General features: G+C 49.8%; 8 protein-coding genes and 1 pseudogene. 7 read left to right on the top strand and 2 right to left on the bottom strand.

Translation table 11 applies throughout. From position 1 onward, the window contains the following. Nucleotides 1-138: 138 nt before the first annotated feature. Together pdxI and D9738_RS25230 are read left to right on the top strand one after the other, a co-directional pair. Nucleotides 139-999, top strand: coding sequence for a pyridoxine 4-dehydrogenase (gene pdxI, locus D9738_RS18800; RefSeq protein ID WP_130260866.1), 861 nt, complete (start codon nt 139-141; stop codon nt 997-999). Further along, nucleotides 1,000-1,080, top strand: a pseudogene (locus tag D9738_RS25230) (hypothetical protein); the annotation flags it as partial. Between the two features lie 41 nt (nt 1,081-1,121). Here the strand turns inward: D9738_RS25230 and azoR are convergent. Next, nucleotides 1,122-1,727, bottom strand: a complete 606-nt coding sequence (azoR, locus tag D9738_RS18795; RefSeq protein ID WP_000048948.1) for an FMN-dependent NADH-azoreductase — start codon at nt 1,725-1,727, stop codon at nt 1,122-1,124. A 200-nt stretch (nt 1,728-1,927) separates the two neighbouring features. On the opposite strand from azoR, the gene hrpA reads away from it, so the two are divergent. The 3 genes from hrpA (at nt 1,928) to aldA (ending at nt 8,538) form a co-directional block, all read left to right on the top strand. Further along, complete coding sequence (gene hrpA, locus D9738_RS18790) at nt 1,928-5,830, top strand: ATP-dependent RNA helicase HrpA (protein WP_130260865.1); 3,903 nt, start codon at nt 1,928-1,930, stop codon at nt 5,828-5,830. Nucleotides 5,831-6,102: 272 nt separating this feature from the next. Beyond that, a complete protein-coding gene (gene ydcF, locus D9738_RS18785; protein ID WP_130210241.1) occupies nt 6,103-6,903 on the top strand; it encodes a DUF218 domain-containing protein YdcF in 801 nt (266 codons plus the stop codon). Between the two features lie 195 nt (nt 6,904-7,098). Next, entirely contained in the window at nt 7,099-8,538 is a 1,440-nt protein-coding gene (gene aldA, locus D9738_RS18780) for an aldehyde dehydrogenase (protein ID WP_130260864.1), read from the top strand. 40 nt (nt 8,539-8,578) lie between these two features. On the opposite strand, the gene gap is transcribed toward aldA, so the two are convergent. Beyond that, complete coding sequence (gene gap / locus D9738_RS18775; protein WP_130260863.1) at nt 8,579-9,580, bottom strand: type I glyceraldehyde-3-phosphate dehydrogenase; 1,002 nt, start codon at nt 9,578-9,580, stop codon at nt 8,579-8,581. A 188-nt stretch (nt 9,581-9,768) separates the two neighbouring features. Here gap and cybB point away from each other — a divergent pair, with 188 nt between their 5' ends. Together cybB and D9738_RS18765 are read left to right on the top strand one after the other, a co-directional pair. Continuing rightward, on the top strand, nt 9,769-10,299 hold the full coding sequence (cybB, locus tag D9738_RS18770; protein ID WP_130260862.1) for a cytochrome b561: 531 nt from the start codon (nt 9,769-9,771) through the stop codon (nt 10,297-10,299). Between the two features lie 272 nt (nt 10,300-10,571). Next, the gene (locus D9738_RS18765; RefSeq protein ID WP_130210233.1) at nt 10,572-10,745 is read left to right on the top strand and encodes a hypothetical protein; all 174 of its coding nucleotides are present in this window, start codon (nt 10,572-10,574) and stop codon (nt 10,743-10,745) included. Nucleotides 10,746-10,788 lie beyond the last annotated feature (43 nt).

The raw sequence follows: 10,788 nt of genomic DNA, 5'->3' as shown, positions 1-10,788 counted from the left end.
CAGCCAACGGTTTGCTGCTTTTCCCTGCGCCGGTATGTGCAGTACATCCGGCAATCTTGTTTACGTCTTCGCATTTTTTTTCGTTTTTCATTTCTATACTGATTTTTCGTATTCCGTTTTATTACAGGGCAGGGTGTTATGAGCAGCAACACATTTACTCTCGGTACAAAATCCGTTAATCGTCTTGGTTACGGTGCAATGCAACTGGCTGGGCCTGGCGTTTTCGGCCCTCCGAAAGATCGCCACGTTGCTATAACCGTGCTGCGTGAGGCACTGGCATTGGGCGTCAATCACATTGACACCAGTGATTTTTATGGTCCGCATGTCACCAATCAGATTATCCGTGAAGCGCTTTATCCTTACTCTGACGACCTGACAATTGTCACTAAAATTGGCGCGCGGCGTGGTGAGGATGCTTCCTGGTTGCCCGCTTTTTCTCCGGCAGAGCTGCAAAAAGCGGTGCACGATAATCTACGTAATCTCGGCCTGGACGTACTGGATGTGGTTAACCTGCGCGTTATGTTTGGCGATGGTCATGGCCCAGCGGAAGGATCGATTGAAGCCAGCCTGACCGTGCTGGCGGAGATGCAACAACAAGGGCTGGTAAAACATATTGGTCTGAGTAACGTCACACCGACGCAGGTTGCAGAGGCGCGTAAGATTGCCGAAATCGTCTGTGTACAGAACGAATACAACATCGCGCACCGTGCTGATGACGCAATGATTGATGCTTTGGCCCGCGATGGCATTGCATACGTACCGTTCTTTCCGCTCGGTGGTTTCACGCCGCTGCAATCCTCCACGCTTTCGGAAGTGGCAGCAAACCTTAATGCGACACCGATGCAGGTGGCGCTGGCATGGCTGTTACAGCGTTCACCGAATATTTTGCTTATCCCTGGGACGTCTTCCGTCGCGCATTTACGGGAGAATATGGCTGCTGAAAAATTGCATCTTTCTGAGGAAGTGTTGTCTACGTTGGATAGTATTTCGCGAGAATAACGAGTCAGACGCTCGCAGATTGTGCTGAAGGAAGAGCACAAAGCGATGCTGAGATTGTGGGAAAATAGGTTAGCGGATTGAGATGTGGACTGAACTACAGTCCACATCAAGATCGTATCCGGTTATGCAGCAACAATGCTGTCAATGGCTGCTTTCGCGTCAGACTGTGCTTTTGCTGCCATTTCCGGACCGTAGGCAATCCCTTCGGCGAAAACAAATTTCACATCGGTAATGCCGATAAAGCCGAGGAACGTGGACAGATACGGCGTCACCAGGTCCGTTGGTCCATCTTTGTGGATCCCACCGCGGCTGGTAATAACGATGGCTTTTTTACCCGTTACCAGACCTTCCGGACCATTCTCGGTATAGCGGAAAGTAACGCCTGCTCGTGCAACCAGGTCAAAATAGTTTTTCAACTGAGTCGAGATGTTGAAGTTGTACATCGGTGCCGCAATAACGATAACGTCGTGGGCTTTCAGCTCGGCAATTAGCTCATCGGAAAGCGCTAAAGCCTCCTGCTGACGCGGAGTCAGCGGCGCATCGCTCGGACGCAGAGCGCCAACCAGTTCACCATCCAGGACCGGAATCGGATTTGCAGCCAGGTCACGAACAGTGATTTCATCAGCGGAATGCTTTTCACGCCACTGTTCAACAAAATAATCGGACAACTGATTAGACTGAGAGTACCCTGCCAGGATGCTGGATTTAAGAACTAATACCTTGCTCATGGTGTTTCCTTATAGATGTTTGAATGGGCGATGCCCCGTTGCTTGTTGACACTTTATTCACAATCCTGCCACAGAGATAGCGCAATATATCGAAGTCTATGTTCGAATTTATTGAACAACACATAAAAAGCTGCGATGTGGTACTCTATATCTATCATTTAAAAGAAAATTAATCAGGCACGACGCTGCCCTCTAACGTTATGACAGAACAACAAAAATTGACCTTCAACGCCTTACAGCAACGGCTGGATTCGCTGATGCTGCGTGACAGACTGCGTTTTTCTCGCCGTCTGCACGGTGTGAAGAAGGTTAAAAATCCTGATGCACAACAGGCCATTTTCCAGGAGATGGCTAAAGAGATTGACCAGGCGGCAGGGAAAGTCTTGCTGCGTGAAGCGGCACGACCGGAAATTACTTACCCGGACAATTTGCCGGTTAGTCAGAAAAAACAGGACATTCTCGAAGCAATTCGTGATCACCAGGTGGTGATCGTCGCCGGGGAAACGGGTTCTGGTAAAACGACTCAGCTACCGAAAATCTGTATGGAGCTGGGGCGCGGGATTAAAGGGCTGATCGGCCATACCCAGCCGCGTCGCCTGGCGGCAAGAACGGTGGCGAACCGTATTGCGGAAGAGCTGAAAACGGAGCCGGGCGGTTGCATCGGTTACAAAGTGCGTTTCAGCGATCACGTAAGTGATAACACGATGGTCAAGCTGATGACCGACGGTATCTTGCTGGCGGAAATCCAGCAAGATCGCCTGTTGATGCAGTACGACACCATCATCATCGACGAAGCGCACGAACGTAGCCTGAACATTGATTTTCTGCTCGGCTATTTGAAAGAGTTGCTGCCGCGGCGTCCTGACCTAAAAATCATTATCACTTCCGCGACTATCGACCCGGAACGCTTTTCGCGCCACTTTAATAATGCGCCGATTATTGAAGTCTCCGGTCGGACCTATCCGGTGGAAGTGCGCTATCGCCCGATTGTTGAAGAAGCCGATGACACCGAGCGCGACCAGTTGCAGGCTATTTTCGATGCCGTAGATGAACTGAGCCAGGAAAGCCCTGGCGACATTCTGATCTTTATGAGCGGCGAGCGAGAAATTCGCGATACCGCCGATGCGCTGAACAAGCTGAACTTACGCCATACCGAAATCTTGCCGCTTTATGCGCGGCTTTCGAACAGCGAACAGAACCGCGTGTTCCAGTCGCACAGCGGGCGACGCATTGTGCTGGCGACCAACGTCGCGGAAACCTCGCTGACCGTACCGGGTATAAAGTACGTTATCGATCCAGGTACGGCGCGTATCAGCCGTTACAGCTATCGCACTAAAGTGCAGCGTTTGCCGATTGAGCCAATTTCGCAGGCTTCAGCTAATCAGCGTAAAGGCCGCTGCGGACGTGTGTCAGAAGGGATCTGTATTCGTCTCTATTCGGAAGACGATTTCCTCTCGCGCCCGGAGTTTACCGATCCGGAGATTCTGCGTACTAACCTGGCATCGGTTATTTTGCAGATGACCGCGCTGGGGCTGGGCGATATCGCCGCGTTCCCGTTTGTCGAAGCGCCAGATAAACGCAATATTCAGGATGGCGTGCGTCTGCTCGAAGAGCTGGGCGCGATCACCACGGATGAACAGGCCAGCGCCTATAAACTGACGCCGCTCGGTCGCCAGCTCTCGCAGTTGCCTGTCGACCCACGTCTGGCACGTATGGTGCTGGAAGCGCAGAAACATGGCTGCGTGCGTGAGGCGATGATTATCACGTCTGCGCTCTCCATTCAGGATCCGCGCGAACGACCAATGGATAAACAGCAGGCATCGGACGAAAAACATCGTCGCTTCCACGACAAAGAATCCGATTTCCTCGCGTTTGTAAATCTGTGGAATTATCTTGGCGAGCAGCAAAAGGCGCTTTCTTCAAACGCCTTCCGTCGTCTGTGTCGTACCGATTATCTCAACTATCTGCGCGTGCGCGAATGGCAGGATATCTATACCCAGTTGCGCCAGGTAGTTAAAGAACTCGGCATTCCGGTGAACAGCGAACCGGCGGAGTATCGTGAAATTCACATTGCGTTGCTGACTGGTTTGCTTTCCCATATCGGTATGAAAGATGCCGATAAACAGGAATATACCGGCGCACGTAACGCGCGTTTTTCCATCTTCCCCGGTTCCGGTTTATTCAAAAAGCCGCCGAAATGGGTGATGGTGGCGGAACTGGTAGAAACCAGCCGCCTGTGGGGGCGCATTGCGGCACGCATCGATCCGGAATGGGTGGAACCCGTTGCTCAGCATTTGATTAAACGCACCTACAGCGAACCGCACTGGGAACGGGCGCAGGGCGCGGTGATGGCAACGGAAAAAGTCACTGTTTATGGTTTGCCGATTGTTGCCGCGCGTAAGGTCAACTACAGCCAGATCGATCCGGCGTTATGTCGTGAACTCTTTATTCGCCACGCGCTGGTGGAAGGTGACTGGCAGACGCGTCACGCATTCTTCCGTGAAAACCTGAAACTGCGGGCAGAAGTGGAAGAGCTGGAACACAAATCACGTCGCCGCGATATTCTGGTTGATGACGAAACGTTGTTTGAGTTCTACGACCAGCGCATCAGCCACGATGTGATCTCTGCACGCCACTTCGACAGCTGGTGGAAAAAAGTCAGCCGCGAAACGCCTGATTTGCTCAACTTTGAAAAGAGCATGTTGATCAAAGAAGGGGCAGAAAAAATCAGCAAGCTGGATTACCCGAACTTCTGGCATCAGGGCAATCTCAAACTGCGTTTGAGCTATCAGTTTGAGCCCGGCGCAGATGCTGACGGTGTGACCGTACATATTCCGCTGCCGTTACTTAACCAGGTTGAGGAGAGTGGGTTTGAGTGGCAGATCCCCGGTCTGCGCCGCGAACTGGTGATTGCTCTGATTAAATCGTTGCCGAAACCGGTACGCCGTAATTTTGTGCCCGCGCCAAACTATGCCGAAGCGTTTTTAGGCCGCGTCACACCGCTGGAGTTACCGTTGCTCGACAGCCTTGAGCGCGAACTGCGACGGATGACTGGCGTCACCGTTGACCGCGAAGACTGGCACTGGGATCAGGTACCCGATCACCTGAAAATCACCTTCCGCGTGGTGGATGACAAAAACAAGAAGCTAAAAGAAGGGCGCTCATTACAAGATCTGAAAGATGCCCTGAAAGGCAAAGTGCAGGAAACGCTGTCTGCGGTGGCGGATGACGGTATCGAGCAGAGCGGCTTACATATCTGGAGTTTTGGTCAACTGCCGGAAAGCTACGAACAGAAGCGTGGCAACTACAAAGTGAAAGCGTGGCCGGCGCTGGTGGATGAGCGCGACAGTGTGGCGATCAAACTGTTTGATAACCCGCTGGAGCAAAAGCAGGCAATGTGGAACGGTCTTCGCCGTCTACTGCTGCTAAATATTCCATCGCCGATCAAGTATTTGCATGAGAAGTTACCAAACAAAGCTAAGCTGGGGCTGTACTTTAACCCGTATGGTAAAGTGCTGGAGCTGATTGACGACTGTATTTCCTGCGGTGTGGATCAACTGATCGACGCCAATGGTGGACCGGTCTGGACGGAAGAAGGCTTTGCTGCGCTGCATGAAAAAGTCCGCGCTGAACTGAACGACACGGTGGTGGATATTGCGAAGCAGGTCGAGCAAATCCTCACTGCGGTGTTCAATATCAACAAACGCCTGAAAGGTCGGGTGGATATGACGATGGCGCTGGGACTGTCGGATATCAAAGCGCAGATGGGCGGGCTGGTGTATCGCGGTTTTGTCACTGGTAACGGCTTCAAACGGCTGAGCGACACGCTGCGTTATTTGCAGGCGATTGAAAAACGACTGGAAAAACTGGCGATTGATCCACATCGCGACCGTGCACAGATGCTGAAAGTCGAAAACGTCCAGCAGGCGTGGCAGCAATGGATCAACAAACTGCCGCCTGCACGTCGTGAGGATGAAGACGTGAAAGAGATCCGCTGGATGATAGAAGAGCTGCGCGTTAGTTACTTCGCTCAACAGCTCGGTACACCTTATCCTATTTCGGATAAGCGTATATTGCAGGCGATGGAGCAGATTAGCGGTTAACTCTGCTATTTGCCTGATAAATCTAAAACCCGGTAAGCATTTAGCGCCGGGTTTTTTATTAATTCTAAAAACGGTAAAGGCAAAAATTGGGGAATTCAGAAAAATACAATTCTCTGCTGCAAGATGAATAATGTTTATCTACAGCTTTTCCGTAAAAGATATGTCAGGCTTGCGGAGAGGTGGTTAAGGAAATACGGCTTCCTCCTTTCAGAGTGCTCCGCTTCTCATTATTATCTCACGCAGTATTCTTAAAGGAACGATAAGGAGGGACCATGAATATTAACCCGTTTCCGACGCTTTCAGCGTCAACCATTGATGCTATAAACGTTATCGGTCGATGGCTGGCGCAGGATGATTTCTCCGGTGAAGCTCCGTATCAGGCCGATTGCGTGATACTTGCAGGCAATGCTGTCATTCCCACTATCGATGCCGCTTGTAAGATTGCAAGAGATCAGCAAATTCCTTTACTGATTAGCGGAGGTATAGGTCACTCGACAACTTTTTTGTATAGCGCCATCGCACAGCATCCGCACTACAACACTATCAGCACCACTGGCAGGGCAGAAGCTACCATCCTGGCGGATATCGCTCATCAGTTCTGGCACATTCCGCAGGAAAAAATCTGGATTGAAGACCAGTCAACTAACTGTGGAGAAAATGCCCGTTTCAGTATCGCATTATTGAATCAGTTAGCAGAGCGAGTCCATACCACGATTGTCGTCCAGGATCCCACTATGCAACGCCGAACCATGGCGACGTTCCGTCGTATTACCGGAGATAATCCTGATGCGCCTCGCTGGCTAAGTTATCCGGGATTCGTACCACAGTTGGGAAATGATGCAGGCAGCGTGACGTTTGCTAATCCGCTGACAGGATTATGGCCAGTTGAGCGATATTTGTCTCTACTTACTGGCGAGCTGCCACGCTTGCGCGATGACAGCGATGGCTATGGACCGCGCGGACGCGATTTTATCGTTCACGTCGATTTTCCGTCAGAAGTTATGCAGGCATGGCAGCTATTACAGTATGACGCTGTGCTTATTGAGGCAATGGAGAGTCGCTCACTGCGCTAATAATTGCCCGTTTGTGAACAAATGATTGCAAACGGGTAATAATCTGATCTTTTTCTTCCTCTCTTTATTCCCGTCGTATCTCTTTTTATGAAGCCTTTCACAAAATTGCACATCCACGATGCCTTCTCTACTGTGATTGATGTTAATTAACGCGTGAGTTACAAAATATAAACATATCAATCGCAGGAGTAGCCCATGTCTGTACCCGTTCAACATCCTATGTATATCGATGGACAGTTTATCACCTGGCGCGGCGACGCATGGATTGATGTGGTTAACCCCGCAACAGAGGCAGTGATTTCCCGCATTCCTGATGGCCAGGCTGAAGATGCTCGCAAAGCAATCGATGCGGCAGAGCGAGCGCAGCCAGAATGGGAAGCATTACCCGCGATTGAACGAGCGAACTGGTTACGGAAAATCTCTGCGGGGATCCGCGAACGGGCCAGTGAAATTAGCTCATTGATCGTCGAGGAAGGTGGCAAAATTCAACAGCTGGCCGAAGTCGAAGTCGCTTTTACTGCTGACTATATCGATTACATGGCAGAATGGGCTCGTCGCTACGAGGGCGAGATTATTCAAAGTGATCGTCCTGGGGAAAACATCCTGCTGTTTAAACGTGCGTTGGGCGTAACGACCGGTATCCTACCGTGGAACTTCCCGTTTTTCCTGATCGCTCGCAAAATGGCGCCAGCTCTTCTCACAGGCAATACCATCGTCATCAAACCGAGCGAATTTACGCCAAACAATGCGATCGCATTTGCTAAAATCGTCGACGAAATTGGCCTACCACGCGGCGTGTTTAACCTTGTGTTAGGACGCGGTGAAACGGTAGGTCAGGAGTTGGCGGGTAATCCAAAAGTCGCTATGGTCAGCATGACAGGCAGCGTCGCTGCCGGAGAAAAAATCATGGCGACCGCGGCGAAAAATATCACCAAAGTGTGTCTGGAGCTGGGGGGCAAAGCCCCTGCTATCGTGATGGATGACGCCGATCTTGAATTGGCCGTCAAAGCCATTGTTGATTCACGCGTGATAAATACCGGGCAGGTGTGTAACTGTGCGGAACGTGTCTATGTGCAGAAAGGTATTTACGATCGCTTTGTTAATCGACTGGGCGAGGCAATGCAGGCGGTTCAATTTGGTAACCCCGCCGAACGTAACGACATTGCGATGGGGCCGCTGATTAACGCTGCGGCTCTGGAAAGGGTGGAACAAAAGGTAGCGCGGGCAGTAGAAGAGGGCGCGAGAATCGCGTTGGGTGGTAAGGCTGTAGAAGGGAAAGGTTATTATTATCCGCCAACGTTGCTTTTGGATGTCCGCCAGGAAATGTCCATTATGCACGAAGAAACCTTTGGGCCAGTGCTGCCGGTAGTCGCTTTTGACACGCTGGAACAGGCTATCTCCATGGCCAACGACAGCGATTATGGCCTGACGTCATCGATATATACCGAGAATCTTAACGTGGCGATGAAAGCCATCAAAGGACTCAAGTTTGGCGAAACCTACATCAACCGAGAAAACTTCGAAGCTATGCAAGGTTTCCATGCTGGATGGCGTAAGTCGGGTATTGGCGGCGCAGATGGCAAACATGGTTTGCATGAGTATCTACAGACTCAGGTGGTCTATTTGCAGTCGTAAGATATGAAAGAGGCGGAGGTTTTTCCTCCGCCAGTGCTGGTCAGAGTTTGGCGAATTTTTCCAGAGTACGAATGAGTTGAGTGACAAAACCATACTCGTTATCGTACCAGGCGACGGTCTTCACCAGTTGTAAATCGCCCACTGCGGTGATTTCCGTTTGGGTCGCATCAAACACCGAACCAAAATGGCTGCCAATGATATCGGAAGAGACAATCTCTTCGTCGGTATAACCAAATGACTCGTTATTGGTCGTTGCTTTTTTAAGTGCGTTATTCACCTCTTCAGCAGTCACTTTTTTCCCAAGGATAGACACCAGCTCGGTCACTGAACCAGTTTTCACCGGCACGCGTTGCGCATGGCCTTTAAGTTTGCCGCTAAGTTCCGGGATCACCAGACCAATGGCTTTTGCCGCACCGGTAGTGTGGGGGATGATATTTTCCGCCGCTGCCCGCGATGCACGTAAATCTTTACCACGCGGACCATCCACCAGAGACTGGGTGTCGGTATAGGCATGGATCGTTGTCATTGTGCCAACTTCTATCCCAAAACTGTCATGCAATGCTTTGGCCATCGGCGCAAGACAGTTGGTTGTGCATGACGCCACAGAAATAATGGTGTCGTTGCCATCCAGAGTGCCATCATTGACGTTATAAACGATGGTTTTCATTTCTCCTGCCGGTGCGGAAATCAACACCTTTTTCGCGCCAGCGTCCAGATGCGCCTGGGATTTTTCTGCGGAAGTATAAAAACCGGTACATTCAATGACAATTTCAGCACCTTTTACTTTCCAGGGGATATTTTTCGCGTCTTTTTCGGCGTAAACCGCAATACTTTTTCCATTAACAATAAGTGAATCCTCTGTGAAATCGACGCTCCAGGGGAAACGACCGTAGTTTGAATCGTGCTTTAGTAGGTAGGCGAGAATTTTCGGAGACGTAAGATCATTAATGGCGACAACGTCAATGTTACTTTTAATCTCAAGTAGCCGACGTAATACCAGCCGGCCGATACGACCAAAACCGTTAATGCCAACTTTGCTCATGGTTTTCTCCAGTCAAGAACTTGTGGGTAAAAATTAGTCCTTTCCAGGCTTAGACCAGGATGACAGGATGGGCAATCTACCTTTTTGCCATGAAACGTAACGTACTGAAAACGAGTGAACAATATTTAATGAAATTTTAAGAAAAGCTCGTTATGTTAACGACAAATTGTGTTAAAGCAGGAAATGTTATGGGAATTAGATATTCAAGGTTACAAATTGGCATTCACTGGCTGGTCTTTTTGCTGGTTATTGCAGCCTATTGTGCGATGGAGTTTCGTGGATTTTTCCCGCGTAGCGATCGTCCGGTGATCAACATGATCCACGTTTCATGTGGCATCTCAATTCTCGTGCTGATGGTGGTTCGTCTGTTACTCAGATTGAAATACCCAACGCCGCCCATTGTACCGAAACCCAGGCCCATGATGACGGGATTCGCTCATTTGGGACATTTGGTGATCTATCTCCTGTTTATTGTATTGCCAGTGATTGGTTTGGTGATGATGTATAACCGGGGTAATCCGTGGTTTGCGTTTGGTTTGACGATGCCTTACGCGTCAGAGGCCAATTTTGACCTGGTGGATAGATTAAAGTGGTGGCATGAAACGTTGGCCAATCTGGGATATTACGTTATCGGGCTTCATGCGGCTGCTGCTCTGGCACACCACTATTTCTGGAAAGACAACACGCTTTTGCGCATGATGCCGCGTAAGCGCTCCTGAGGGTATTAGAAGAAAGCGCCTGTACTAAACCAGACCCGTGGTACAGGCGAAGAATACGGGCCTACATCGGAAGCGCCTATTATATTTATTTGTATGACAAATAAAACCATAATCCGAGTTTATATGTTCAACGGGTTGATATTTAATCAATATATCTACTGTTAAGATTGAAATTCAATTTCTCCAATCTTTGATCTCCCTAAGTGAAATAAAGACCGCACAGCGTATAACTTTTATACCGAACATAAGATTCGGCAAGCCATGGAGGTTGTATGAAAAAGTTGCTCTTTATTTTACTGATGGGATTACTGATGTCTTTTTATGTTGATGCCGGGCGCAAACCCTGTTCTGGTGCGAAAGGGGGGATCTCTCACTGTACAGCTGGCGGCAAATTTGTCTGTAATGATGGTTCTATCAGCGCATCGAAAAAAACATGCACTAACTAAAAGGGGCGCCATGAGAAAATGAACTCGTCAACCAGATGCGCGG

This window comes from Escherichia sp. E10V5 (assembly GCF_004212315.1).
Taxonomy (GTDB): domain Bacteria; phylum Pseudomonadota; class Gammaproteobacteria; order Enterobacterales; family Enterobacteriaceae; genus Escherichia.
This window is presented reverse-complemented; position numbering and strand designations above follow the sequence as displayed.

Bases quoted from the DNA above. Each gene is read 5' to 3' on its own strand.
- gap (WP_130260863.1), bottom strand. From the start codon at position 9,580: ATGAGCAAAGTTGGCATTAACGGTTTTGGTCGTATCGGCCGGCTGGTA.
- aldA (WP_130260864.1), top strand. From the start codon at position 7,099: ATGTCTGTACCCGTTCAACATCCTATGTATATCGATGGACAGTTTATC.
- cybB (WP_130260862.1), top strand. From the start codon at position 9,769: ATGGGAATTAGATATTCAAGGTTACAAATTGGCATTCACTGGCTGGTC.
- ydcF (WP_130210241.1), top strand. From the start codon at position 6,103: ATGAATATTAACCCGTTTCCGACGCTTTCAGCGTCAACCATTGATGCT.
- azoR (WP_000048948.1), bottom strand. From the start codon at position 1,727: ATGAGCAAGGTATTAGTTCTTAAATCCAGCATCCTGGCAGGGTACTCT.
- D9738_RS18765 (WP_130210233.1), top strand. From the start codon at position 10,572: ATGAAAAAGTTGCTCTTTATTTTACTGATGGGATTACTGATGTCTTTT.
- pdxI (WP_130260866.1), top strand. From the start codon at position 139: ATGAGCAGCAACACATTTACTCTCGGTACAAAATCCGTTAATCGTCTT.
- hrpA (WP_130260865.1), top strand. From the start codon at position 1,928: ATGACAGAACAACAAAAATTGACCTTCAACGCCTTACAGCAACGGCTG.